The organism is Rhodanobacteraceae bacterium (genome assembly GCA_024234055.1).
Lineage (GTDB): Bacteria > Pseudomonadota > Gammaproteobacteria > Xanthomonadales > SZUA-5 > JADKFD01.
The window spans coordinates 38,191-62,896 of record JACKOW010000003.1 but is presented as its reverse complement, the minus strand read 5'-3'; the positions used below and the strand labels follow the sequence as shown (position 1 = coordinate 62,896).

Here is a 24,706-nt window from a genome sequence, read left to right as displayed (position 1 = left end):
CCATGCCCAAGCGTACCGACATCCAATCCATCCTCATCATCGGCGCTGGCCCGATTGTCATCGGACAGGCGTGTGAGTTCGATTACTCCGGGGCGCAGGCTTGCAAGGCGCTGAAGACGGAGGGCTACCGGGTGGTGCTGGTCAACAGCAACCCGGCGACCATCATGACCGATCCGGACATGGCCGATGCCACCTATATCGAGCCGCTGCACTGGTCGTCGCTGGCCCGGATCATCGAGCAGGAGCGCCCCGATGCGCTGTTGCCGACCATGGGCGGGCAGACGGCGCTGAATGTGGCGCTGGAGCTGGCGGATCGCGGGGTGCTGAAGGAGTTTGGGGTCGAGCTGATCGGGGCTTCGCGGGAGGCGATCAACCTGGCCGAGGATCGCGAGCTGTTCCGTCATGCGATGGCCGAGATCGGGCTGGAATGTCCGCGGGCGGAAATCGCGCGATCACTGGATCAGGCGCTGGCGGCGCAGTTGAAGGTGGGTTTCCCGACCATCATCCGGCCCTCGTTCACTCTGGGTGGTTCCGGTGGCGGCATTGCCTACAACCGCGAGGAGTTTGTCGAGATCGTCAGCCGCGGTCTGGATCTGTCGCCGACTACCGAAGTGCTGATCGAAGAGAGCGTGCTCGGCTGGAAAGAGTACGAGATGGAGGTGGTGCGTGACCGCGCCGACAACTGCATCATCGTCTGCTCGATCGAGAACTTCGATCCGATGGGCGTGCACACCGGCGATTCGATCACGGTGGCGCCGGCGCAGACGCTGACCGATCGCGAGTACCAGCGCATGCGCGATGCCTCGATCGCGGTCTTGCGCAAGATCGGCGTCGATACCGGTGGCTCCAACGTGCAGTTCGGCATCAATGCCCGGGACGGGCGCATGGTGGTCATCGAGATGAACCCGCGGGTGTCGCGGTCCTCGGCGCTGGCTTCGAAGGCCACCGGTTTTCCGATTGCCAAGATCGCGGCGAAGCTGGCGGTCGGCTACACCCTGGACGAGTTGCGCAATGACATCACCTCGGGTCTGACGCCGGCCTCCTTCGAGCCCAGCATCGACTATGTGGTGACCAAGATTCCGCGCTTCGCCTTCGAGAAGTTCCCGAAGGCCGACGCCCGCCTGACCACGCAGATGAAATCGGTGGGCGAGGTCATGGCCATGGGGCGCACCTTCCAGGAGTCGCTGCAGAAAGCGCTGCGCGGCATGGAAACCGGCAACGATGGCCTCAATCCGCGCGTAGAGCCGCCCTACGACGACGATGCGGTGGCGGTGCTGCGGCGCGAGCTGCGTGAGCCGCGTCCGGACCGCATCTTCTATGTCGCCGATGCCTTCCGCGCCGGCATGAGCGTGGATGAGGTCCATGAACATTGTGCCATCGACCCCTGGTTCCTGGTGCAGATCGAGGATCTGGTGCGGCTGGAACGCGAGGTCGAACAGCAGGGCATGAGCTCGCTGGATGTCGAACGCATGCGCGAACTCAAGCGCAAGGGATTTTCCGATTCGCGGCTGGCCACCCTGGTGGGAAGCGACGAGGGCGCGCTGCGGCAGCTGCGACGCGCTCTGGGCGTGCGCCCGGTGTACAAGCGGGTGGATTCCTGCGCCGCCGAATTCTCGACCAGCACCGCTTATCTGTATTCCACCTACGAGGAAGAATGCGAAGCGGCGCCGACCAGCAACAACAAGATCGTGGTGCTGGGTGGCGGCCCCAATCGCATCGGTCAGGGCATCGAGTTCGACTATTGCTGTGTGCATGCGGCGCTGGCGCTGCGTGAGGATGGCTATGAGACGATCATGGTCAACTGCAATCCGGAGACCGTGTCCACCGACTACGACACCTCGGATCGCCTGTATTTCGAGCCGGTGACGCTGGAAGATGTGCTCGAGATTCTCGACAAGGAAAAGCCCAAGGGTGTGATCGTGCAGTATGGCGGTCAGACCCCGCTGAAACTGGCGCGGGCGCTGGAGAAGGAAGGCGCGCCGATCATCGGTACCTCGCCCGATTCCATCGATCTGGCCGAAGACCGCGAGCGTTTCCAGCAGCTGATCGAAGAGCTGGGCCTGAAGCAGCCGCCCAATCGCACCGCGCGTACGCCGGAGGCGGCAGTGGCGCTGGCGCGCGAGATCGGCTATCCGCTGGTGGTACGGCCGTCCTATGTGCTCGGCGGTCGGGCCATGGAAGTGGTGTATGCCGAGGCCGATCTGCGCCGCTACATGACCGATGCCGTGCGCGTATCGAATGACTCACCGGTGCTGCTGGACCGCTTTCTCGATCACGCCATCGAAGTCGATGTCGATTGCATCTGTGACGGTCGCGAGGCCCTGATCGGCGGCATCATGGAACACATCGAGGAGGCTGGCGTGCACTCCGGCGATTCCTCCTGCTCGCTGCCGCCGTTCTCGCTGTCGCCGGCGATGCAGGACGAGATGCGCCGGCAGGTGGTGATGATGGCGCGCGGGCTGAATGTGGTCGGCCTGATGAACACCCAGTTTGCGGTGCAGGGCGAGGACATCTACATCCTCGAAGTGAATCCCCGCGCCTCGCGCACGGTGCCCTTCGTCGCCAAGGCCACTGGCGTGGCCCTGGCCAAGATCGCGGCGCGCTGCATGGTCGGGCAGACCCTGGAAGAGCAGGGCGCCACCCACGAGGTCATCCCCAAGTATTTCTCGGTGAAGGAACCGATCTTCCCCTTCGTCAAGTTTCCGGGTGTCGATCCCATCCTCGGCCCGGAAATGCGCTCCACCGGCGAAGTCATGGGTGTCGGACCTTCCTTCGGGGCGGCGTTCGCCCGCGCCCAGCTGGCGGCGAGCGTGGCGGCGCCAGCGATCGGCAAGGCCTTTCTCTCGGTGCGCGATGCCGACAAGCCGCGCCTCGTGCCGCTGGCGCGCGATCTGGTGTCGCGTGGATTCCGTCTGGTGGCCACCAGCGGCACCTGCGATGCGCTGATCGCGGCCGGTGTGCCCTGTCAGCGCATCAACAAGGTCATGGAAGGGCGGCCGCACATCGTTGATCTGATCAAGAACGATGAGATCACCTTCATCGTCAACACTACCGAGGGGCGTCAGGCCATCAACGACTCCTTCTCGATCCGGCGCGAAGCGCTGCAACATCGATTGAACTACTCGACCACGATTTCCGGCGCCCGTGCGATAGTGCACGCGCTGGATTTTGGCGCCATCGAGACGGTTTATTCGCTCAAGAAGCTACATAGTGAACTGGTTGGCCACCGTGGACCCAAGGGCACGGCTGGCACCCGCAAGGAAGCACAGGAATCATGAGACGAGCACCATTGACGCAGAAGGGCGCCGTGCGCCTGCGCGGAGAGCTGGATCACCTGAAATCGGTGATCCGGCCGCAGATCATCGCTGCCATCGCCGAAGCGCGCGCGCATGGCGATCTGAAGGAAAACGCCGAGTACCACGCCGCCCGTGAGCAGCAGAGCTTCACCGAAGGCCGCATCAACGAGCTGGAAAACACGCTCGCCAATGCCGAGATCATCGACACCGCCAAGCTCAATCCGGGCTCGCGGATCGTCTTTGGCGCCTACGTGGAGCTGCAGGATCTGCACAGCGACGAGACGGTCAGCTACCAGATCGTCGGCGACCTCGAAGCCGACATCAAGTTGCGCATGATCTCGGTGAGCTCACCGGTGGCGCGGGCGCTGATCGGCAAGAGCGAGGGCGATGTGGTCGACATCGTCACGCCGGGTGGCAACAAGAGCTTCGAGGTGGTCGAGGTGCGGTACGAGGCCTGAGCTGCGGTGACGTGGGCCCTCTGGGCCTACTTGAGTCGCGGTCTCGCTCTGCGTGGCGATCGCGGATGAATCCGCTCCCACAGGGGTGGAGCATTTCTGTGGGAGCGGATTCATCCGCGAACATGCGTCCTTGAATCAACGACATTCGCGGGCAGAGCCCGCTCCCACAGGGGTATCGTTCGCGGGCAGCGTTCGCCCACGCCCTTCTCCTCTCAGCGGAGAAGGGCGCGGTGGCCGAGCGGGTGCCTACTTCAGAGTGACTTCTTCGCTGAAGACGATGCCCTTGTCGGTGAGACCGAGGCGAACATCGACCTGGTCCAGGTGCTCACTCAGGTTTGTCAGCATCTTGCGGGCATCCTCGGCTTCCTTGGCCTTGGCCTTGGCTTCATCACCATCGGCGTCGACATCTTCTTCGGGCATGCTGGCGGCAATCAACTTGAACAAGTCGCCGGAAACGCCATAGCGCAGGATGGTGCCATCCTTGTTGGCTGGCATCGTCGCGGCCGCGGTGAAGCTGGCATCGGCGATATCGCTGGTGGCCACGCCAAAGCTCTTGTCGGTCATGATGGCTTTCAGTTCCAAGGGCATGGGCATCGGCAGGGCATCCGCTGGTAGCGCAACGATCTTGCCGTCGGTGGTGATCTGCACCTTGGCCAGCGCCGGGACTCCCTGCTGGGCGAAGCCCCACAGCATCACCGGTGAGCTGGAGCCGAGCGTGGCAAAGGCCGACAGTTCGGTGGGCATGCTGGCACCGGGATCGATCTTCAGAGTACGCACGCCCAGATGGATGGCGGTCATGGCGCCGGCCATGGCCAGACCAGGATTGGCGAGGTTCTGCTTCATTTCCGCCGCACTGGCATTCAGATCGGCCAGTTCCTCGCACTGAAAGGGCTCAGCGGCGATGCTGTCGGCAATACCGCCGAGGAAACGCACGGTTTCCGGCAGGTCGACCGACAGTGCCAGGCGGAACATCATCGGATCGGTGCTGTCTGCACCCGGGATGGGGGCGGAGAGCTTCTGCATCGAGGCCGCCAGTGCCTGCTCCATTTCCACCACGCCGTTGAACTTCAGCCGCTTCGCGCTGAAATCGGTGGAGCCGAAGACCATGCGCGGAAACTTCTGGGTCATGCTGTCGAGTTCCGATGCGCAGGCATCGGAGAGCTTGGGAATCTCGCCACCAAAGGCGGTGATGACGGCATTGTCATCCTGATTGCGACCGCTCAGGCGCTGGGTGAGGCCGCGGATGTCGACATATCCCGACATATGGCCGTCATAGCCGTATTGCTTGTCCAGGGCTTCGAGACCGCCGCTCTTGGCCAGCGAGGACTCGGGTAGCGTGAGGCCGAGTTGGGCTTTGAGGCGCGCTTCGTCGGCACCGGCCGGCGCCAGGGTGATGACCAGGAACTGACCGATAGGCCCGAACAGCACCGTGGCCTTGTCGTCGCTGAACTGCCACAGCTCGACATCGTCGATCTTGCGCTTGGCCAGGGCCTTGCCGGCGCGCTTTTCGATGCGGGCGACCGTCTCGGTAAAGCGCTTGGCATCCGCGAGTTCAAGGCGATACACCGGCATCAAGCCGTAACCATAGAAGGCGAGGCGCGCCTCAATCTTCAAACCCAGACCTTCGATGCCATCGATCGACGTCATGTTGGCGAATTCCGGCAGACTGGCCCGCAGCCACACGCCCATTTCGCCGTCGATCTTCTTCACCTGCTGGTCTTCGGCGAGGTTCTGGTAGATCTCGCCGAAATCGGAACCGTACATGCCCATCCAGGCCTCGGTGACGGCCTTGGGAACCACGATCCGGTTGGCCACCACATAGGGCGTATCGGCTGGAACGTAGGCCAGCGGATCGGTGGCTTCATCCTTGCCGCACGCGGCCAGACCGAATGCGATGGACGCCACAAGCAGGGCGCGGCGGGTGCTGAGCATCATGAACAGACTCCTGATTGAGAATTTTTGCGATTGTAAGGGTTTGCGTCTGGTGTTTCGAATCCAGGCCGATGCGCCGAGTCCGACGGGCTCGCCAGCAACGCGATTCAGAGCCGGTCAGACGATGTCGTTGCTCAGGGCCCCTGAATCAGCGAGTAGATCGCCCAAGGCACGATCAGCCGCAGAATCGTTAACGTGAGAATCGCCAGAGCGGGGGACAGATCGAAGGGTCCGATGGCGGGAATCCGGCGACGGAAGACATTGCAGATCGGACTGGCCAGGCGCTGCACGATTGACACGATCGAGGATCCCGCGCGGGGCTGAAAGAAGGTGAACAGCACCCAGACAAAGATCACGACGATCATGAATCCCAGCGCAAAACTGATGGCGCCGGCCAGGCCACCCAGCAACCAGACCAGAAGATTGCGGCTGAACAGCATCAGCAGCGCCTGTTCCAGACTAGCCACCAGCCAGAACAGCAGCACGGCGGCGAGGCTGAGATTGCGCCAGCGCGGCACGATCTTCTCGATTGGCCGCAGTACCGGCGTGGTGACCGAGTACACCCAGCCCACCATTGGGTCGGAAAACGGCGCCCGCACCAGCGGCAGTGCGATACGCAGGAACAGGATGGTCAGTGGAATCCAGATCAGGAACTGGATCAGGTAGCCGTAGATCATGTAGCCCATGGGCTCAGCCTCCCTGCGCCAGTTCGCGACCGCGCCGGGTGGCGGCGGCCACGGCACGATCGACCAGTTCAGCAAAACCGCCGGCGGCAAAGGTGTCGAGCGCCGCAGCCGTGGTGCCGCCCGGCGAGGTCACGCGCTGACGCAGAATCTCCGGCGGCTCGCTGGATTCCAGGGTCATCCGCGCCGCTCCCAGTGCCGTGTGCTTGGCCAGCGTCGCCGCTGTGTCCGGCGGCAGGCCTTGTTTCACGCCGGCGGCGATCAGACTTTCGATCAGCAGGAAGAAATAGGCCGGTCCGCTGCCCGAGACCGCCGTGACCGCATCCATGAGCGACTCGTCGGCAATCCACACCGTGGCACCGGCGGTGGCGAGGAGTTGCTCGACCAGCAATCGTTCCTCGTCATTGACATCAGCACCCGCGTACAACCCGGTGATGCCGGCACCGATCATCGCCGGCGTATTGGGCATGCTGCGCACCACCCGCGCACGCTCGCCGAGCGCGGCAGCCATGCTGTGGTGGGTGACGCCCGCGGCAATCGACACCACCAGAGGGGCCCGGTCGGTCGCCGCTGGCGCCAGTTGGGTCAGCACCTGGGGCATGACCTGGGGTTTCACCGCCAGCACCCAGATGTCGCAGGCCAGCGCCGCGGCCAGATTGTCGCGGTGCGTGATCACGCCAAAATCCTGCGTCAGCGCGTCGCGCAGTGCCGCGTTCGGCTCAGCCACGTGGATGGACGCGCGACTGCGACCCTGGCGAATCAGGCCGCCGATCAGGCTGCGGGCCATATTGCCGCCGCCGATGAATGCAATACGAGTCGTCATGCCGGAAGTCCGCGCCAACAAAGCCGGAGAGCATAGACGCTCGGGGCGGTGAGTGCAGGGGCGGACGTGCTGCCGAGCCGAACAGCCCCGGGGAACCGCTGCGCGGCACCCCGGGCTACAACTTTCGGTGTCAGAACCTGAGTTCGGCACCGCCCCAGAAGTTGCCGTCGCTGCCGGATTCGAAGTCGAACCAGGTGTAGCTGGCGCGCAGGGCCCACTGCGGGTTGAGCTGGAAGCGCCCGCCGACCTCGGCGTAGACGCCGGTGTCGCCGAAATCGACGCTGACCGGGCCGGCAATGCTGGAGCCGTCGCCATCTTCGTTCAGTCGGAATCCGCCGACGCCGGCCAGCAGATTGAACTGGTCTGACAGCGGAAAGCTGCCGACCACGCCGAGCTGATAGAGCGCGCCGTCAACGTCAAAACCGCCGTCGGCGATATTGCTGCGCTGACTGCTGCCGAGGTTGGTGGCGGCGAACTCGATGGCCAGATTGGGATTGATGTTCCACCCCAGATAGCCACCGAAGGGTGTGTCGGTATCGAGCTTTCCGCCAGCGTCAGCAAAGCGGCCGTCGAGGTTGGTGCCGACCCGCAGGCCGGCGTAGACATTGGTTTCGGCAAAGGCCGGGGCAGAACCCACAGCGGCCAGCAGCAACACAGCAATGGCGCGACGAATCATGAATGTAACTCCGTGCAAGGAGCGCTGATGCTAGTCCCGTCCGAACCAGGCTCGGCTGTGCCGGAAGGCACGTCTTTGGAGCCGGTGCAGCTGGCATTCAGCTGTTCGAGTTCAGGGCAGTCGCCTCGGCCCGCAGTCCAGGCTGTCGTGGGTCCAGACTTGTCTGGACGCTGTTCGTAGGGTCAGAAGTGCCCGGACAAATCCGAATCTGTAGGCTCAGGTATCGCTCGCCCGCGCGCTCTGCCGATATTCTCGCGGCGTGCCTCCGGTCCAGCGCCTGAAGGTGCGGCTGAAGTTGGAGCTGTCGGCATAGCCCAGACGCTCGGCGATGCGCTCGACCGGCAGATCGGTATGGGCCAGCAGCCAGCGGGCGCGCTCCAGCCGATGGTCGTCGACAAGTTGTTGGTAGCTGAGACCGATGGCTTTCAGGTGTCGGTACAGGCTGCGTGGCGACAAGTGGAGCTTGCGGGCCATGTCCTCGGCCGACGGCAGCTCGGCATCACTGGCAGCCAGCCAGCTGCGGATACGGCTGGCCAGTCCGGGCTCGGCGTTGGCCAGATCCAGTTGCCGTGCGCACTCCAGAGTCGCCTGGGCGCAGGCCTGTGCGTCTGCCGTCAGGCAATCGCTGTCCAGTGTCAGGTTGTCGAATTCCATGCAGGCCACGGAGGCGGGCACAAAGGCGAGTTCGCCGGAAAGATGGTCGCGATAGCGCGCGACCCATTCCGGTGCCGCAAAGGGCAGGGTGTATCGGGCAATCTGGAATGGCGCCGGCGACAGGGTTTGCAGCATGCGCTCCAGAATCACCAGCAGGGCGTCATGAACAAAGCGTGCTGCAGCTCCCAGCGGCAGTTGCGGCAGGATGTGCACCTCGGTGCTGTGGGCGCCGCGGCAAATCTCGAAGCGAACCAATCCGGTGCGCAGGCTGGCGAAGCGGGACAGGGTACGCAGGGCGGCATCCAGGGTGCCACTGGCTATGGTGGCGTTGCCGACCAGTCCGTGGGTGTGAATCTGGGCGGCAGCACCGAATTCCAGGCCCAGCCAGGGGCAGGCGCTGGCCTCGATCGCGCCCAGGATCAGGCGCTCGATCGGGGCATAGGGCAGCAGCGTGTCCTTCTGCAGCTCATGGCGGGTGATCTGCGCGGCGCTCAGCAAGGCCTGGGTGTCGATGCCACGACGCGCCAGCAGCACGCCGAGCAGCCTGACATAGACCGGGTGCAAGGCCGATTGCGCGGGACTGGTCGCCATCAAGGACTGGCTGGTCGTGGGATGGCCGATCGTGGCACAAAATGACGACTCTCTGCCAGCTCGGGCGGTGGTTCGGTAGCAGCCTCTGCGCCAAGCTGTATCCAGGCTCGAAGCGGCTCGCACTCGGTCGCCCCTGGCGGTGCTCTAGTTCGGGCATCAAACAGGGGGCGGGGGGCAGGGGGCAGGGGAGTCACGCTGCGGCACGGTCTGATCATGCGTCGAGGTTGGATCCCTGCCCCCTGCCCCTTCTATTGAATGATTATAAAACAATGCGTTAGCGTGTATTTGGTGAGAGAAGAATGATGACGACGATGATTCAGCCACTGGACGACGGCACGCACTACCGGGATCGCAAGCGCTATGCGTGGCTGCTGTCGTTGGCCGTGCCGGCACTGGTGGGTGCCGGTCCGTTGCTGTACCTGGCACTCCCGGACACGCGCCTGCTGTGGCTGCCGATTGTGCTGGTCTATCTGTTCTTGCCGGTCTTCGACTACCTGATGGGCGTGGATCAGAGCAACCCGCCGGAATCGGCCGTGCCGGCGCTGGAAGCCGATCGCTACTATCGCGTGATCACCTGGCTGCTGGTGCCGATGCTGTGGGCCGAGTTCATCTTTGCCGCCTGGTTTGTCAGCAGCCGCGAACTGCCCTGGCATGGCTGGCTCGCCGTGGCCATGGCCACCGGAGTGGTCGGCGGCTTCTGCATCAATGTCGGCCATGAACTCGGGCACAAGCGCGAGGCCCTGGAACGCTGGCTGGCCAAGCTGGTGCTGGCCCCCACTGGCTACGGTCATTTCTACGTCGAACACAATCGCGGCCATCACCGTGATGTCGCCACGCCATCGGATCCGGCCTCGTCGCGCCTGGGCGAGACCATCTATCGCTTCCTGTTGCGGGAGATGCCGGGCGCCTGGCGCCGAGGCTGGGCCCTGGAAGTCGAGCGCATGGCGAGTCTGGGCAAGCCCTGGTGGAGCCTCAGCAACGACATCGTACAAACCACGCTGATCACCACCGGGCTGTGGCTGACGCTGATGCTGTGGCTGGGCATCGCGGTGCTGCCTTTCCTGCTGCTGGCCTCGTTCTGGGCCAACTTCCAGCTCACCAGCGCCAATTACATCGAACACTACGGCATCGCCCGCAAGCAGCTGGTCGATGGTCGATTCGAGCCGTGCAAGCCGCAGCATTCCTGGAACAGCAACCACATCGTGTCGAACTGGGCGCTGTTCCATCTGCAACGCCATTCCGATCATCACGCCCATGCCACCCGGCGCTATCAGTCGCTGCGCACCTTTGACAATCTGCCGCAGTTGCCCAGTGGCTATTTCGGCATGTTCCTGCTGGCCTACGTTCCACCGCTATGGTTCAAGGTCATGGATCGACGCTTGCTGGATCTGGTCGGCGACGACATCGAGCGCATCAATTTCGATCCGGCACGGCGAGAGGATTTGATGCGGCGGTATGGGTTGTAGGGTGAGGGCACGAGGGCACGGTGTGCGAGGGTACGAGGGCACGAGGGCACGAGGGCACGGTGTGCGAGGCTGTCACGTGCCGAGCTTGCTCGGCAGGGTGTTCGGCCTTTCTTTCAAGGCGAAAAGTACAAGCCCAGCCAAAGCAGCGGAGCAAGCTCCGCTCTACGAGAGCGTCAGTGTGGGAGGCTGTTGAAGTGCCGAGCTTGCTCGGCAGGGTGTGCTGCCCTGCGCCCGTGGATCTGGCCTCAGGGCGCTCGCGGGGGCGGCGGGCGACGACCGTCTTCGCCGCGATGTCCCGGCGGTGGCGGACGCGCGGCATCCAGGGCGACCAGCTGGTCTGGGGTCAGCAAGGCCGCCAGTTCGGCTCGGTGACGCTCGCGCAGGCTGCGATCAGCCTGCTCACGCTCGGCACGCTGGCGCAGCAGTGTTTCCCTGACCTGGCTGCGGGTGGCGTCGTCCAGTGACAGCTGTTCCAGCACCCGTTCCACCGGTGGCGGCAAGCGGTTGGGGTCGCGCTCGGGGGCAGGCTGGGCCTGCAGCATCGGGGCGAACAGCAGTGCTGCAAGCAATATCCAGTGACGGCTCATCCTCATCTCCTATTGGCCGATCGTGTCTTCGGCAGTGAGCACAGTGTGCTCGGCAACTGTGGAGCGAGTTTGCAGAAGCAGGGAACAAATGGCGCAGAAAACGCGTCGCCCAGGGTTCAACAGCTGCGTTGGCGCCTTGCGCTTCATCGCCCCCGGCGCGCTGCGCGCACTGAGGGCTGCGCCAGATCGGTGGCGTGCGGCCGCGGCGGCTCAGAGCAGTTGCGCAAACCGGAACTGATGCGGCTGCCGGAACAGCAGCCAGCGCAGCAGTCCGTCACGCTCGAAGGGTTTCCAGCCGCCTTCGGGCTGCGACAACCGATCGGCTATGGCCCACAGCGCCAGCGGATTGACGCCGATGCCCAGATGGCTGGCGGCAATTTCAATGTTCTCGCTGTGCGGCGCGTCCGGCGCCAGTGAGGCGCGCCAGGAGACGATGCCGTCGGCCTTGCTGAATATCGAGGTGTTGGGCATCAACGGGTGCGCCCTGGCCATTTCGTGCAATTCCGGATCATCGCTGCGCCAGCCGCTCACGGCTTCAAAGACCTTCCAGGCATTGGTGGCATGCGGATGCGGCTGCACCGGCGAGCCCAGGGTCACTACATTGCGCACCTGATCGGGCATGCGTGCGCCCAATGCTCTGGCCATGGCGCCACCCAGGGACCAGCCAATGACGCTGACCTTGCGACCGTGCTTGCGGTGAATGTTGCGCACCCGAGTCAGCAATTTGGGCACCGTCTCACCGCGCGGGCCGAAATTCACACCCAGTTTCCATGGATAGGCCACGTAGCCGAGTTCTTCCAGAAAGCGGCGCAATGGCCAGGTGCTGCTGTCGCCAGCGACCAGGCCAGGCAATACCAGTACCGGGTGACCGTCGCCTTTGGGTGCACGTTTCAGCCAGGGCCACGCCAGTGCAAAGGACGCCCACTCGAATACGGCGCGCGATTCCAGCGCCAACAGCAGACGCGAGGGCGCCTGGGGGCTTTGCGCAGACCTGACCTGCCGGGTTCTGGTTTCACTCATGCCTTGATGCTCCGCTCCAATGCGTCGAGGCCGCGGGACAGGCCTCGGGCGATGTTGTCCGGTCGCTCCACGACATCTCTGGCGCTGATCAGGCCAAACTCAAGCTGACCGGCATAACTCTGGACGGTGATGTTCAGGCCCAGACCGTGGGTCACGATCGATACCGGGTAGTAGTGCCGCAGTCGGGCGCCGGCCAGAAAGAGATCAACCGGTGGGCCGGGCACATTGGAGACCACCAGATTGGCCAGGGCCGGCAAGCGCTCGGAAATTCGGCCGCGGGCCCATAGTCGACTCAGCCCGGAGGCCCAGATCGGCGCTGCGAGACCCGGGAAGTCGGTGGGAATCAGATCCTTGACCGCGGCCACACGATTCTTGATTCCGGCCGTGGATTCATGGATAGACCGCAAGCGCTGCAACGCGTTGGCGAGGTGCGTGGGCAGGGGGCACTGGACCATGGAAACCTGATTGTTGGCTTCACCATCACCGGCGCCGCGCAGCGAGATCGGCATCGCGACCACCATCGCCTCGTCCGGCAGAGATTCGTGCTTGCGCAGGTACTCGCGCAGGGCATGGGCGACCATGGCCAGCACCACATCGTTCAGGCTCACACCGAAAGCCTTGGTGACGCGTTTGATCCGGGCCAGATCGAAACTGGCGACGGCAAAGGCCCGATCAGGGCCGATGTGAACATTGAAGGCGGTTTTCGGCGCCAGCAGCACGGTCTCACGCAATCGTCCGACCAGACTGCCGGCCTCGCTGAGTGCGTGGCCCGCCATCTTCAGCGTCGCCGGGACAGCCTGGATCAGACGCGCAAACTGGCTGACCGTGGCCCGAACCGCGGTGTTGGCGCGGTCGCGCTTGCGCGGCGCCGCATCGTCGTCCGCCGATGCGGCCTCCGGCTCTCTCGGCTTGGGTATATGCGATTCCAGATCGAGCAGCGCCTGGGCGAGGGCAATGCCGCCCTGGCCATCGAGCAGTGCATGGTGAATCTTTGAGTACAGCGCCACTTCGCCACTGGCCAGACCGTCAATGACCACCAGTTGCCACAGGGGCCGATCGCGCGGCAGTTGTTCGGCGTGCAGCTCGGAGACGCAGCGCAGCAATTGCGCTTCGGTGCCAGCGCGCGGCAGGCGCACGCGCACGATATGGGCGTCGAGATCCAGGTGCCTCGCCTCGCTCCACATCGGATGCGCCAATTCCAGCGGCGCTTCGACCAGTTGCCGCTTGAGGGCGCGGGCCTTGGGCAAGCGCTCGGCAATCAGCGCCTGTACCGCGCTGTGGAAATCGTAGCCGCGCTTCTTCGGCGGTGTGAGCAGCATCAGGCTGCCAACGTGCATCGGTGTGCCAGCGGCCTCCAGGTACAGGAAACCAGCGTCCAGGCCGCTCAAGCTCCTCAGTCGCACTCGATCAGAATCCTTCTGCGCAGGCGTACGCGCAGCATATTCCACGCCGTCCGAGTGTTTGTTGTGCGCTGCGGCATTTTTCGGCCCCCGGAAAGGGCGTTCTCAGCGCCCAGTGGGAGCGGACTCGGTCCGCGACCGGGACTGCCGCAAGGCCGATCGCGGACAAAGTCCGCTCTCACCAAACACACCGTGAAACATTGATTTCAGGGTCACATGATAGGGGCGGGGGGCAAGGGGCAGGGGACCCACCACGCCGCACGATCTGACCATGCAGCAAGCTTGGGCCCCTGCCCCTCGCCCCAGTTTGTTGCGCGAATAAGCGCACCGCCAGGTGCGACCGGGACTCCCACAACAAGAGTCCGCCCCCAACGGTGTCTGTTTGCAGCGGTGGCATGCCGCCGCATTTCTCTCTTCATCGGCTCTTGATGTTTCCCGAGTCGCCCTGATCTAACAACCGCAGGCCTGAAACCGCAGCCCATGGCTGTGGCATACTAGGCGGCTATTCCGTGACTTTGTCGCGCCCCATCATCGCCAACGAGCAGGACTTCATGGATTTCTTGATCTCCCCCGCGTACGCGCAGGCCGCCGGGCAACAGCCCAGCATGTGGCCCAGTCTCATCATGTTGCTGGTGTTCTTCGCCATCTTCTATTTTCTTCTGATTCGCCCGCAACAGAAGCGCATGGCCGACCACAAGAAGATGGTCGAGGCGCTAGGCCGCGGCGATGAAATCGTCACCACCGGCGGCGTTCTCGGTCGTATCGAAGAGGTTGGCGACAGTTTCGTGACCCTGGAAGTCGCTCAGGGTGTGCGCATCAAGGTGCAGAAGCACGCGCTCGGCGCGGTCTTGCCCAAGGGCACCTACAAATCCGCCTGAGCTCTGCCAGGTTCCTAACCATCCCTACGTTTCTGTAGCCTCGATCGGGGTGATCGATGTTCGAATATCCTAAGTGGAAGCTCGGCCTGGTGGTCGTGCTGATCGTACTGGCGGCCCTGTATTCGCTGCCCAACGCTTTTCCTGAGCAACCGGCCATCCAGATTTCCGCCAGCCGCGGTGCGACCATCGACGCCGCGCTCGAAGGCCGTGTCGAAGGCACGCTCAAGGGCAAGGAAATTCCCTACTTCGGCGTCAAGCGCACCGAAGATCGCCTGATGGTGCGTTTTGACGATGCCGACCTGCAGCTCAAGGCATCAACAGCCTTGAAGGAAGATCTGGGTCAGAACTACATCGTGGCCCTGAATCTGGCCTCTACCGTGCCGGGCTGGCTGAGCGCGATCCATGCGCGCCCGGTCACCAAGGGCCTGGACCTGCAGGGTGGCGTGCACTTCCTGATGGAAGTGGATCAGGTGGCAGCACGCACCAAGCTGGAAGAGCGTTACGTTACCGAGGTCTACCAGATCCTGCGGACGGCCAAGATCGCCTATCGCAGCGTCACGCCGACCCGTGATGGCCTCTCCATTCAACTGATCACCAATGCCGATCGTGACAAGGCGCTGACCGAGCTGGCCGAGAAGTCGCCCGACTTGCTCGTGGAAGAAGCGGTCAGCTCCGATACCTTGTTGCTGGCACGGATCAAGCCCGAGAAGATTGCCGAGGCGCAGAAGCACACGATCGAGCAGAACGTCACCACCTTGCGCAATCGCGTCAGCGAATTGGGTGTGGCCGAGCCGATCATTGCCCAGCAGGGCCAGACCCGTATCGTCGTGCAGCTGCCCGGCGTGCAGGACACGGCCGCAGCCAAGAAGATCCTCGGTGCCACGGCAACGCTGGAGTATCGCGCGGTCAATGACACGGCCAACGCCGAGGAAGCCGCCACCACCGGCCGCGTACCGCCCGATTCCAAGCTCTACTACGAGAAGAACGGCCGTCCGGTGCTGTTGAAGAAGGAAGTCATCGCCACCGGCGACCAGCTGGTCGATGCCACCAGCGGCTACGATCAGCAGAGCGGCACACCGATGGTTTCCGTGCGCCTCGACAGTGTCGGCGGCTCGCGCATGCTGGACTTCACCAGCGAGAACGTCGGCCGACCAATGGCGGTGGTCTACATCGAGCGCATCCCCGAGTTCAAGATGGTCGATGGCAAGGAGGTTCGATCTTCCAAGGAAACCCAGACCGTCATCAGCGTCGCCACCATTCGCGGCGTCTTCAGCAATCAGTTCCAGACCACTGGGCTCGAAAGCTCCACCTATGCCAAGGATCTCGCCCTGCTGCTCCGCGCCGGTTCCTTGGCCGTACCGGTGGACATCATCGAAGAACGCATCATTGGTCCGAGCCTGGGTGCCGACAACATCAAGCGCGGCATGGAGGCCACCGTCATCGGTTTTGTCCTGATCTGCGTGTTCGTGGTCATCTACTATCGGCTGGTAGGTGTGGTTGCGGTCGTCGGGCTAATGGTGAATCTGCTGCTGCTGTTGGCAGTGTTGAGTGCGCTGGGCGCGACGCTGACCATGCCGGGTATCGCCGGTATCGTGTTGACCCTGGGCATGGCGGTCGACGCCAACGTGTTGATTGCCGAACGTATCCGCGAGGAAATCCGCTCGGGCAATTCACCGGTCAACTCGCTGCGTGCCGGCTATGAGAAGGCCTGGGGCACGATTCTGGACGCCAATTTGACCACCCTGTTTGCGGCGGTGGCGATGTTTGCCTTCGGCGCCGGTCCGGTGAAGGGCTTCGCTGTCACGCTGCTGACCGGCATCCTGACCTCGATGTTCAGCGCCGTCATGGTGACCCAGATGATCATGTCGCTGATCTACGGCAACCGCCGCAAAGTCTCGTCGATCTCGGTCTGATCCGCGAACGACACCAGGAGCTCAACATGGAATTTTTCAATCCGAATGCCAACATCCAGTTCATGCGTTGGCGCAATGTGGCGGTGGCGATTTCCGCGTTCCTCTTCATCGCCTCGATCGTGCTGCTCGGCGTGCGCGGCCTGAATCTGGCGCTGGATTTCACGGGCGGCACGCTGGTCGAAGCCGAGTTTGCGCAACCGGTGGAAATCGACAAGGTGCGCTCGGCGCTGGATCAGGCCGGTTTCGTGAACTTCACCGTGCAGAGCATCGGCGGCGCCCGGGAAGCCGCCATGCGCCTGCCGCCCATTGCCAAGGGTGAGGCCAATGCCGACCGTCAGCGCGAGATGGCGGAATCGGTGGGCAAGGCCCTGAATGACGCCGGGCTCGAAGCCACCGTCAAGCGCAGCGAATTCGTCGGGCCGCAGGTGGGTGAAGAACTGACGGAAAGCGGCGTCATCGCGGTCGTTTTTGTCATCCTGACCATCATGTTGTACGTGGCCATGCGTTTCGAATGGCGCTTTGGCTTGGCCGCCATCGCCGGTGAAGTTCATGACGTCATCATCAGTCTGGGTTTCGTCTGCTTGCTGGGCTTGAACTTCGATCTGACCGTGCTGGCGGGCTTGTTGACCGTGGCCGGTTACTCGATCAACGACAAGGTGGTGGTGTTTGACCGCGTGCGTGAAATTTTCCGCAGTGCACGCAAGCTGCCGCCGGAAGAAACCATCAACAAGGCGGTGAACAACACGCTGTCGCGTACGTTCATCACCGGACTGACCACCTTCTTCGCGCTGTTCTCGCTTTATCTGATCGGTGGTCCGGCGGTGGAAGGCTTTGCCATCACCGTGATCTTCGGCGTGTTCATCGGCACGCTGTCGTCTATCTTCTTCTGCAACCCGATCCTGTTGTGGCTGGGTGTCACCAAGAGCGACCTGCAGGTGGTCAAGAAGGAAGATCCGGCGCTGGCTTTGCGTCCCTGACGCCAGAGCTGACGGGACTGAAAATGGCGCCTGCGTGGCGCCATTTTCTTTGTTGCAGTCGGAGCGTCCTTGCGGCGCCATCGACGTCGCGATGAGCCAGTCCTGACATCGCCCATGGGCCCTGAACCGGCGTCATTGCGAGCCCGGACTTGATCCGGGGGAAGCAATCCAGTCGCTCTGGTTCAAGGGCACTGGATTGCTTGGTCGCTGCCCTCCTCTCCATGAACCCATGTCGTAATTTATTGATTTGCCGTCCGCGTGAGCGCAGCGCCGGATTCATCCACCTGTAGGAGCGCCCTTGTGGCGCGACCGCTGCTGCGGACGTGAGGTCGGCCGGTCGCGACGCGAGGTCGCTCCTACAAACAGCTTGTGGTTCATGGCCCGTGGGCAGCATCGGGCCGATAGAGAGGGCTCGCAATGACGCATCAAAAACGGACGTTTTGGACTCCAACCACTGGCATCCGCTGCGCGCGGCACGCAGACTAAGAGCATGAAGCCAAGTCTCCAACTCCGTATCGGCCAACAGCTGACGTTGACCCCGCAGCTGAAGCAGGCGATCCGACTACTGACCCTGTCGACGCTGGAACTGCAAACCGAGCTGTCGCAAGCCATCGAGAGCAATCCCATGCTGGAATGGGACGATGTCGAGGGTGGAGGCAACGAATCGGAAGGCGCCGCTGAATTTGAGGCGGCCCCGGCCGAGAGTTCCGCGGACAGCGACAGCCCCGAATCCGCCGCCGAGGCCGCGGCCGAGGAAGACTGGCGTGATCAGGCCGACTTCGAAATGCCCGAATACGCCTCGGGCTCGCGCAACGACCACGACGACGACGGCCAGGGTGATTCGCGTTTCGCTGCAGTGCCAGATCTCGGCGATCACCTGCTGTGGCAGCTGCACCTGTCGCACCTCAGCCCCTGTGATCTGGCGATCGCTCACGCCATCGTCGAGGGGCTGGACGACGATGGCTATCTGACCGAGCCAGACGAGGCGCTGATCGCGGCCGTGGCGCCGGAGCATCGCGTAGGTGCCGATGAAGTGGCGGCGGTGCGGCATTTTGTGCAGCAGCTGGATCCGGTGGGCGTCGCCAGCCGCGACTTGCGTGAGTGCCTGTCGGTGCAGTTGCATCAGTACGAGGATCATCCTGCACAGACGCTGGCCCTGCGTCTGGTGGCGACGCATCTGGAGGTGCTGGCGAGACAGGACCGTGGCCGTCTGGCGCGGGATCTGGACGTCTCGGAGGCGCAACTGGAGGCGGCGATCTCGCTGATTCGCTCGCTCTCACCCAAGCCCGGTTCACGGTTTTCGGCGATGACCGCCGAACATGTGGTGCCCGATGTGTATGTGCAGAAGCTGCGCGGTCGCTGGGAGGTGGGGCTGAATCCGGGCGCCGCGCCCAAACTTCGGGTGAACGATCACTACGCCAATCTGTTGCGCCAGTGCGGTCGCGACGAAGGCACGGCCCTGAAAGGCCAGTTGCAGGAAGCTCGCTGGTTGCTGAAGAGCCTGGAACAGCGCGATCAGACCGTGCTCAAGGTGGCACGCGTGATTGTCGATCGACAGGAAGCTTTTCTCGAGCGCGGTCCTGAGGCGATGCGGCCCCTGGTTCTGCGGGAGGTGGCCGAGGAGATCGGCATGCATGAATCCACCGTCAGCCGTGTGACCACGCGCAAGTACATGCACACGCCGCGCGGTACATTCGAGTTCAAGTATTTCTTCTCCAGCCATGTGGCCACCCGCGATGGCGGAGAAGCCTCCAGTACCGCGATTCAGGCCATGATCAAGAAGCTCATCGAGGACGAACCGCCGCAGAAGCCTTTGTCTGACAGCAGCATTTCGGAATTATTGAAACGGCGTGGCATTCTGGTGGCGCGACGTACCGTCGCCAAGTATCGTGAAGCCCTGCGTATTCCCTCATCCAACGAACGTGTGCGGTCAGGCTGACATGAGTCCATGGCATCCAGGCGATTTCGGATCACAGGGACCCCAGCCCGGGCCCTGGCGCATGCCTCCGCGGTTTCGTCCCTGAAACCGCTCATCTGCAGAGGAGTCTATCCATGAACCTCACCATCTCCGGCCATCAGTTGGACATCACCGACGCGCTCAAGAGCTACGCGCAGAGCAAGATGCTTCGTCTGGTGGAGCCTTTCGAGAAAGTGATCGACATGCACGTCATCATGGGGACGGAAAAACTGGCCCAATATGCCGAGGCCACGGTCAATCTGCGAGGCAAGACCGTGTTTGCCAAGGCGGAAGGACAGGATGCTTACGCTGCGATCGATGGACTGGTCGACAAGCTTGACCGGCAACTGGTTCGTCACAAGGAGCGGGTCAGCGAACACCGCAGCACCGTGGCCGATGGATTTGACCTCTGATCACTGACCATGCAACTCATTGATATCCTGGCCCGAGATCGGGTTGTTGCGGATCTGCGCGTCAGCAGCAAGAAGCGGCTGCTGGAACAACTGGCCGATCTGCTGTCGGCCGACCATGATGCTGGCGTGCAGCGTTCCATTTTCGAAGCGCTGATTGCGCGCGAGCATCTGGGCTCCACCGGTCTGGGGCAGGGTGTGGCCATTCCGCATGGACGCGTCGCCAGCGATATCCAGCCGACAGCCGCCTTCGTGCGGCTGAAGGATGGCATCGACTTCGATGCGCCGGATGGCGAGGCGGTCGATTTGCTGCTGGCGCTGGTGGTGCCGGAACATTTCACCGATCAGCATCTGGCACTGCTGGCGCAGGTGGCCGAGTTGTTCAGTCACCCGGAAGTGTGCGAGGAGTTGCGCTCGGCCACCGATTCGCAGCAGCTGTTCGAACGCCTGAGCGAGCGCACCTTGCAGTTCAGCACGGTTTGAGTCATAAGGCCCCGGCCCGGAATTCGCCCATGACGCGTTCATTGACTGCGCAGGAGCTGTTTGACGATGTCAGCGCGCGGCTTGAGCTGAACTGGGTCGGCAAGTCGGTGGGCGCCGATCGCAAGATCGAGATTGCCGAAGGCAAGCAGCGCCGGCCCTCGCTGGTGGGCTATCTGAACCTGATTCACCCCAACAAGATCCAGATTCTGGGTGCCGAGGAACTGGCTTTCCTGGATGCGCTCGGCGTGACCGCCCGACGCACCAATGTGCAGCGGATGATGAAGCTGCAGCCGGCGGCACTGGTGTTCGCGCGGGGGCTGGAGCCGCCGGACGATGTGCTGCGCTCAGCCCGGCGATCACGGATTCCGATCTGGCGCACCGGCAAGCGCGGCCACGATGTACTGACCTATCTGCAATACCATCTGGCACGCTCACTGGCGCCGCAGACCACCTTGCACGGCGTGTTCCTGGAGGTCTATTCCATCGGCGTACTGATCACCGGCGACGCCGGTGCCGGCAAGAGCGAGCTGGCCCTGGAACTGATCACGCGCGGGCATCGCCTGGTGGCCGACGATGCGCCCGAGTTCACGCTGGTGGCGCCGGATGTCATCGATGGCACCTGCCCGGAGATCCTGCGCGATTGCCTGGAGGTCCGCGGCCTCGGCGTGCTCAATGTGCGCGAGATGTTTGGCGACACCGCGGTCAAGCGCAACAAGTACCTGCGTCTGATCGTGCACCTCGGTCCCACGGTCGACGACGGCGAGCACGATGCGATGAAGCGCTTGTACGGTGACGTCAGCAGCATCAAGGTCTTCGAGGTGGATGTGCCGCGTCTGGTGCTGCCGGTGGCCGCGGGCCGCAACCTGGCAGTGCTGGTGGAAGCGGCGGTACGCAACCATGTGCTGAAGAGCAAGGGGATCGACGCGGCCCAGACTTTTGTCGATCGTCAGGCACACACGATGAAGCGGCAGCGGACATGGTAGAGCACCCGACATCACCATCGGCCGGCAAGGTGCGCCTTGCGGTGGTCAGCGGTACTTCCGGTTCGGGCAAGAGCGTGGCACTGCGCACGCTGGAGGATCTGGGTTTCTATTGCATCGACAATCTGCCGGCGAGCCTGCTGCCGGCGCTGGCCGAACATGCGCTGGGCGCCGGTGAAGCGCGATATCCGCGCGTGGCGGTGGGTATCGATGCGCGCACCGCCGGTGGCGACCCCGGCGAACTGCCTCGGGCCTTCTCGCAACTGGCAGAGCTGGGGCTGCCGCCCTTTCTGGTGTTCCTGGATGCCCGTGACGAGGTGCTGCTGAAACGCTTCAGCGAGACCCGACGCAGGCATCCCCTGGGTTGCGAGGGCATGTCGCTCAGCGATGCCATCGCCCGCGAGCGTGTGGTCCTGAAGCCGGTCAAGCAGATTGCCGATGCTGAAATCGACACCAGCGAATTGAATGTCTATCAGCTGCGGCGGCGGATACTGGAGTCGCTGGGAATCAGCGCGAGTGGCGTATCCCTGATGTTCGAGTCCTTTGCCTTCAAGCGCGGCGTGCCCAACGAGGCCGATTTCCTGTTCGATGCCCGGGCCTTGCCGAACCCGCACTGGGAACCGCGCCTGCGGCCCTTGTCCGGTCGCGACGCTGCCGTCGGCGAGTTTTTCGAGGCCCGTCCCGAAGTGGGTGAGTTCATCGATGACGTCGAGCGCTTCCTGAAGCGCTGGCTGCCGCGCTTCGATCCCTCCGAGCGCAGCTATCTGACGATTGCGATCGGCTGCACCGGCGGCCGCCATCGGTCGGTGTACATCGCCGAACGGCTGCAGGAGCGATTCCGGGAGCTCGGCGGCGAAGTGTTGTGTTTTCACCGCGAGTTGGCATGAGGGCTTCCGCTTGAGCGTGGGCGTGCTGTTGGTGACGCATGAGGGCATCGCCAGCTGCATGCTGGCGGCTGCGCGTCGGGTGATCCGCGTCATGCCCCTCAAGGTCGGCGTGTTCGAGGTACCCTGGGACGTGGGCGATGGCGTGATCTGCACGCGAACCCTGCGCCAGGAATTGCGTGATCTGGACGAGGGACAGGGGGTGCTGGTCTTGGCCGACATTTACGGCGCCACGCCGTTCAACCTGGCCGCCGAGCACGAACCAGGTCGCACGCTGTTGCGTGTGGCAGGACTGAATCTGCCGATGTTGCTGCGGGTGCTCACCTATCCGGAAAAGGGTTTGCAGGAACTGGCCGAGGTGGCCCGCGATGGTGGCCGATCGGGAGTGGTGATCGATGGTTGAACACGAACTGGTAGTGAGCAATCGCCTGGGGCTGCATGCGCGTGCAGCCGCCAAGCTGGTCCAGCTGAGCGGGCGCTACGCCTCCAAGGTATCGCTGATCTGCCGCGGCCGTGAAGTCAACGCCCAGAGCATCCTCGGGGTGATGATGCTCGCGGCGGCAAAAGGTGTCACAGTAGCGGTACGCGCCCACGGCGATGATGAGGAAGCAGCACTGGCTGCGGTGATCGATCTGTTCGAGCGCCGCTTTGACGAACCGGACTGACAGGCATTGAACAGCGCAGGTGCTCCAGCAGCGACCTTCGACCTGCGGCGCAGCAGCGACCGCATCGGTGATGCCTGTGTCGTTGCCAAGGTCTGGGCTACGCTGGCTGCTCCGAGCTGGAGATCGCCATGGCCCTGATCCTGAGCGGGCAGGGCGCTTCCCGGGGCATCGGCATCGGCCGCGCCCGCGTGCTCGAAAGCGGCGGCATCGAGATTCCCGAATACACGCTCGATCCGGATCACGTTGGTGCCGAGATCGACCGTTACCGGGCGGCTGTCGCTGCGGCGCGGGTGGAGCTGACGGTGGTGGCTGAGCGCCTCGGTGCGCAGGTGGCCAGCGAAGTCCGGGACTTCATCGGTACGCATCTGATGATGCTCGAGGACGATGCCCTGGTCGAGGCACCGGTGGAGTTCATCCGGGCCCGGGCCTGCAACGCCGAATGGGGCCTGAAACAGGCCCGCGACCAGCTGTTTGCGGCATTCGAGCAGATGCAGGACGACTATTTCCGCGCCCGCCGCGATGATGTTGATCAGGTGGTCAAGCGCATCCAGGCGGCCCTGGCCAATCGCTCGGTGCGCAGCCTGTTTGCCGACGAGGACGCGCTCGATGACACCGTCATCGTCGCTGACGACATCGAGCCGGCCGAGCTCAGCGGACTGGCCGAACGCGGTCTGGCGGCCTTCATCATCGAAACCGGTGGTCAGCTCTCGCACAGCTCGATTCTGGCGCGCTCACTGGGCGTGCCCTGTGTGGTCGGCGTGCGCGGCGCCCGGCAGATGGTGCATGAAGGCCAGTTGCTGATTGTTGACGGCGACCGTGGCTTTGCCCTGATCGACCCCGATGGCGAACGTCTGACCCGCTACCGCGAGCGCCAGTACGAGCTGAAGCGGCGCGCCACCCAGTTGCTGCGTCTGGCCGGCGCGGCATCCTTGACCGGTGATGGACAGGCCATCCGCCTGTGGGCCAATGCCGAGCAGCCCAAGGATCTGGATCTGGCGCTGAAGCACGGCGCTGCCGGTATCGGCCTGTTCCGCACCGAATTTCTCTATCTCAACCGGCAGACGCCACCGGAAGAGGAAGAGCAATATCTGGCCTATGTCGAGGCCGTCAAACGCATGGATGCGCATCCGCTGACCTTGCGCACGCTGGATATAGGCGCCGACAAGCAACTGCCGCTGGGACAGGATCACGATGAACCGAATCCGGCGCTGGGCTTGCGTGGCATCCGCCTGAGTCTGAAGTTTCCGGAGTTGTTCAAGACCCAGGTGCGGGCGATTCTGCGTGCGGCCATCTACGGGCCGGTGAACATGCTGCTGCCGATGCTCGGCGGACCCGGAGACGCCTTGCAGGCGCGGGCGCTGATCCGGGAGGTCGAGGAGGAACTGAGCGCCGCCGGCATCCGCTACCAGGACCATGTGCCGGTGGGTGGTATGATCGAAGTCCCGGCGGCGGCGATCGCGGCACCCCGGATGGTCGAGATCCTCGATTTCGTGTCGATCGGCACCAATGACCTGATCCAGTACACACTGGCCATCGACCGTGGCAACCAGGCCGTCTCGCGTTGGTACCAGCCCTTGCATCCCTCGGTGCTGCGCTTGATCAGCGCCGTCATCGACACCTCCAACGCGCTCGGCAAGCCAGTGACCCTGTGCGGGGAGATGGCCGGCGATACCCGCTTCACGGCACTGCTGCTGGCGCTGGGCCTGTGCGATTTCAGCCTGCACCCGCGTGGCATCCTCGAACTGAAAGAGACCCTGTCGAGGCTCCAGCGCAAGCCGCTGTTGAACCTCAAGCGGCGCATCCTGGATGCCGGGCTACCCGAGGATGTCGCCGAGATACTGCGGCAGGCGCGCTAGGGTGGCGTGAGATTGTGGAGAATCCGAGGATTCGCGGCAAAGCCGTGGTGAGCCTCGTGCATTCGCGTTAGTTTGCGCGTTGATCAATGCGTCTGCACTCATGCTACGAATCAGACT

Annotated in this window: 22 protein-coding genes; 14 read left to right on the top strand and 8 right to left on the bottom strand. The window is 63.5% G+C overall.

Annotated elements, in window-relative coordinates:
• Nucleotides 1–2: 2 nt before the first annotated feature.
• Entirely contained in the window at nt 3–3,278 is a 3,276-nt protein-coding gene (gene carB, locus H7A19_07725) for a carbamoyl-phosphate synthase large subunit (GenBank protein MCP5474720.1), read from the top strand.
• On the top strand, nt 3,275–3,754 hold the full coding sequence (gene greA / locus H7A19_07720) for a transcription elongation factor GreA (GenBank protein ID MCP5474719.1): 480 nt from the start codon (nt 3,275–3,277) through the stop codon (nt 3,752–3,754). The genes carB and greA overlap by 4 nt, the downstream gene beginning before the upstream one ends.
• A 246-nt stretch (nt 3,755–4,000) precedes the next feature.
• Here greA and H7A19_07715 read toward each other — a convergent pair whose 3' ends face one another.
• The 5 genes from H7A19_07715 to H7A19_07695 form a co-directional block, all read right to left on the bottom strand.
• Nucleotides 4,001–5,689, bottom strand: coding sequence for a hypothetical protein (locus H7A19_07715; protein ID MCP5474718.1), 1,689 nt, complete (start codon nt 5,687–5,689; stop codon nt 4,001–4,003).
• 131 nt (nt 5,690–5,820) lie between these two features.
• Nucleotides 5,821–6,372: a YggT family protein gene (locus H7A19_07710; GenBank protein MCP5474717.1), complete on the bottom strand. Its 552-nt coding sequence runs from the start codon at nt 6,370–6,372 to the stop codon at nt 5,821–5,823.
• Between the two features lie 4 nt (nt 6,373–6,376).
• Nucleotides 6,377–7,192, bottom strand: coding sequence for a pyrroline-5-carboxylate reductase (locus tag H7A19_07705; protein ID MCP5474716.1), 816 nt, complete (start codon nt 7,190–7,192; stop codon nt 6,377–6,379).
• A 130-nt stretch (nt 7,193–7,322) separates the two neighbouring features.
• Nucleotides 7,323–7,868 (bottom strand): porin family protein, encoded by a 546-nt coding sequence (locus H7A19_07700; protein ID MCP5474715.1) that lies wholly within the window; start codon nt 7,866–7,868, stop codon nt 7,323–7,325.
• A 216-nt stretch (nt 7,869–8,084) separates the two neighbouring features.
• Nucleotides 8,085–9,113 carry a helix-turn-helix domain-containing protein gene (locus tag H7A19_07695; GenBank protein MCP5474714.1) on the bottom strand — a complete coding sequence of 343 codons (1,029 nt, stop codon included), beginning with the start codon at nt 9,111–9,113 and terminating at the stop codon, nt 8,085–8,087.
• A gap of 311 nt (nt 9,114–9,424) precedes the next feature.
• On the opposite strand from H7A19_07695, the gene H7A19_07690 reads away from it, so the two are divergent.
• Nucleotides 9,425–10,579, top strand: coding sequence for an alkane 1-monooxygenase (locus H7A19_07690; GenBank protein MCP5474713.1), 1,155 nt, complete (start codon nt 9,425–9,427; stop codon nt 10,577–10,579).
• Between the two features lie 245 nt (nt 10,580–10,824).
• On the opposite strand, the gene H7A19_07685 is transcribed toward H7A19_07690, so the two are convergent.
• The 3 genes from H7A19_07685 to H7A19_07675 form a co-directional block, all read right to left on the bottom strand.
• Entirely contained in the window at nt 10,825–11,166 is a 342-nt protein-coding gene (locus tag H7A19_07685; protein ID MCP5474712.1) for a hypothetical protein, read from the bottom strand.
• Between the two features lie 210 nt (nt 11,167–11,376).
• Nucleotides 11,377–12,186 (bottom strand): alpha/beta fold hydrolase, encoded by an 810-nt coding sequence (locus H7A19_07680; protein ID MCP5474711.1) that lies wholly within the window; start codon nt 12,184–12,186, stop codon nt 11,377–11,379.
• Nucleotides 12,183–13,589, bottom strand: a complete 1,407-nt coding sequence (locus H7A19_07675) for a wax ester/triacylglycerol synthase family O-acyltransferase (GenBank protein MCP5474710.1) — start codon at nt 13,587–13,589, stop codon at nt 12,183–12,185. Before H7A19_07675 ends, H7A19_07680 begins: the two co-directional genes overlap by 4 nt.
• A gap of 548 nt (nt 13,590–14,137) precedes the next feature.
• On the opposite strand from H7A19_07675, the gene yajC reads away from it, so the two are divergent.
• From yajC to ptsP, 11 genes are all read left to right on the top strand, one after another.
• Nucleotides 14,138–14,464, top strand: coding sequence for a preprotein translocase subunit YajC (gene yajC, locus H7A19_07670; GenBank protein MCP5474709.1), 327 nt, complete (start codon nt 14,138–14,140; stop codon nt 14,462–14,464).
• Nucleotides 14,465–14,520: 56 nt separating this feature from the next.
• Nucleotides 14,521–16,377: a protein translocase subunit SecD gene (gene secD, locus H7A19_07665; GenBank protein MCP5474708.1), complete on the top strand. Its 1,857-nt coding sequence runs from the start codon at nt 14,521–14,523 to the stop codon at nt 16,375–16,377.
• A 26-nt stretch (nt 16,378–16,403) separates the two neighbouring features.
• Nucleotides 16,404–17,354, top strand: coding sequence for a protein translocase subunit SecF (secF, locus tag H7A19_07660; GenBank protein MCP5474707.1), 951 nt, complete (start codon nt 16,404–16,406; stop codon nt 17,352–17,354).
• A gap of 490 nt (nt 17,355–17,844) precedes the next feature.
• Nucleotides 17,845–19,293 (top strand): RNA polymerase factor sigma-54, encoded by a 1,449-nt coding sequence (locus H7A19_07655; protein ID MCP5474706.1) that lies wholly within the window; start codon nt 17,845–17,847, stop codon nt 19,291–19,293.
• Between the two features lie 113 nt (nt 19,294–19,406).
• A complete protein-coding gene (gene raiA, locus H7A19_07650; GenBank protein ID MCP5474705.1) occupies nt 19,407–19,724 on the top strand; it encodes a ribosome-associated translation inhibitor RaiA in 318 nt (105 codons plus the stop codon).
• A gap of 9 nt (nt 19,725–19,733) precedes the next feature.
• The gene (locus H7A19_07645) at nt 19,734–20,204 is read left to right on the top strand and encodes a PTS sugar transporter subunit IIA (GenBank protein ID MCP5474704.1); all 471 of its coding nucleotides are present in this window, start codon (nt 19,734–19,736) and stop codon (nt 20,202–20,204) included.
• Between the two features lie 29 nt (nt 20,205–20,233).
• Nucleotides 20,234–21,187, top strand: coding sequence for an HPr(Ser) kinase/phosphatase (gene hprK / locus H7A19_07640; protein ID MCP5474703.1), 954 nt, complete (start codon nt 20,234–20,236; stop codon nt 21,185–21,187).
• On the top strand, nt 21,181–22,071 hold the full coding sequence (gene rapZ, locus H7A19_07635) for an RNase adapter RapZ (GenBank protein ID MCP5474702.1): 891 nt from the start codon (nt 21,181–21,183) through the stop codon (nt 22,069–22,071). The genes hprK and rapZ overlap by 7 nt, the downstream gene beginning before the upstream one ends.
• 10 nt (nt 22,072–22,081) lie before the next feature.
• Nucleotides 22,082–22,471 (top strand): PTS fructose IIA subunit family protein, encoded by a 390-nt coding sequence (locus H7A19_07630; protein ID MCP5474701.1) that lies wholly within the window; start codon nt 22,082–22,084, stop codon nt 22,469–22,471.
• Nucleotides 22,464–22,733, top strand: coding sequence for an HPr family phosphocarrier protein (locus H7A19_07625; protein MCP5474700.1), 270 nt, complete (start codon nt 22,464–22,466; stop codon nt 22,731–22,733). The genes H7A19_07630 and H7A19_07625 overlap by 8 nt, the downstream gene beginning before the upstream one ends.
• A 128-nt stretch (nt 22,734–22,861) precedes the next feature.
• A complete protein-coding gene (gene ptsP / locus H7A19_07620) occupies nt 22,862–24,589 on the top strand; it encodes a phosphoenolpyruvate--protein phosphotransferase (protein ID MCP5474699.1) in 1,728 nt (575 codons plus the stop codon).
• Nucleotides 24,590–24,706: the final 117 nt, after the last annotated feature.

Excerpts from the sequence above, each read along its gene's own strand:
- carB (MCP5474720.1), top strand. The coding sequence starts at position 3 with ATGCCCAAGCGTACCGACATCCAATCCATCCTCATCATCGGCGCTGGC.
- greA (MCP5474719.1), top strand. The coding sequence starts at position 3,275 with ATGAGACGAGCACCATTGACGCAGAAGGGCGCCGTGCGCCTGCGCGGA.
- H7A19_07715 (MCP5474718.1), bottom strand. The coding sequence starts at position 5,689 with ATGATGCTCAGCACCCGCCGCGCCCTGCTTGTGGCGTCCATCGCATTC.
- H7A19_07710 (MCP5474717.1), bottom strand. The coding sequence starts at position 6,372 with ATGGGCTACATGATCTACGGCTACCTGATCCAGTTCCTGATCTGGATT.
- H7A19_07705 (MCP5474716.1), bottom strand. The coding sequence starts at position 7,192 with ATGACGACTCGTATTGCATTCATCGGCGGCGGCAATATGGCCCGCAGC.
- H7A19_07700 (MCP5474715.1), bottom strand. The coding sequence starts at position 7,868 with ATGATTCGTCGCGCCATTGCTGTGTTGCTGCTGGCCGCTGTGGGTTCT.
- H7A19_07695 (MCP5474714.1), bottom strand. The coding sequence starts at position 9,113 with ATGGCGACCAGTCCCGCGCAATCGGCCTTGCACCCGGTCTATGTCAGG.
- H7A19_07690 (MCP5474713.1), top strand. The coding sequence starts at position 9,425 with ATGATTCAGCCACTGGACGACGGCACGCACTACCGGGATCGCAAGCGC.
- H7A19_07685 (MCP5474712.1), bottom strand. The coding sequence starts at position 11,166 with ATGAGCCGTCACTGGATATTGCTTGCAGCACTGCTGTTCGCCCCGATG.
- H7A19_07680 (MCP5474711.1), bottom strand. The coding sequence starts at position 12,186 with ATGAGTGAAACCAGAACCCGGCAGGTCAGGTCTGCGCAAAGCCCCCAG.
- yajC (MCP5474709.1), top strand. The coding sequence starts at position 14,138 with ATGGATTTCTTGATCTCCCCCGCGTACGCGCAGGCCGCCGGGCAACAG.
- secD (MCP5474708.1), top strand. The coding sequence starts at position 14,521 with ATGTTCGAATATCCTAAGTGGAAGCTCGGCCTGGTGGTCGTGCTGATC.
- secF (MCP5474707.1), top strand. The coding sequence starts at position 16,404 with ATGGAATTTTTCAATCCGAATGCCAACATCCAGTTCATGCGTTGGCGC.
- H7A19_07655 (MCP5474706.1), top strand. The coding sequence starts at position 17,845 with ATGAAGCCAAGTCTCCAACTCCGTATCGGCCAACAGCTGACGTTGACC.
- raiA (MCP5474705.1), top strand. The coding sequence starts at position 19,407 with ATGAACCTCACCATCTCCGGCCATCAGTTGGACATCACCGACGCGCTC.
- H7A19_07645 (MCP5474704.1), top strand. The coding sequence starts at position 19,734 with ATGCAACTCATTGATATCCTGGCCCGAGATCGGGTTGTTGCGGATCTG.
- hprK (MCP5474703.1), top strand. The coding sequence starts at position 20,234 with ATGACGCGTTCATTGACTGCGCAGGAGCTGTTTGACGATGTCAGCGCG.
- rapZ (MCP5474702.1), top strand. The coding sequence starts at position 21,181 with ATGGTAGAGCACCCGACATCACCATCGGCCGGCAAGGTGCGCCTTGCG.
- H7A19_07625 (MCP5474700.1), top strand. The coding sequence starts at position 22,464 with ATGGTTGAACACGAACTGGTAGTGAGCAATCGCCTGGGGCTGCATGCG.
- ptsP (MCP5474699.1), top strand. The coding sequence starts at position 22,862 with ATGGCCCTGATCCTGAGCGGGCAGGGCGCTTCCCGGGGCATCGGCATC.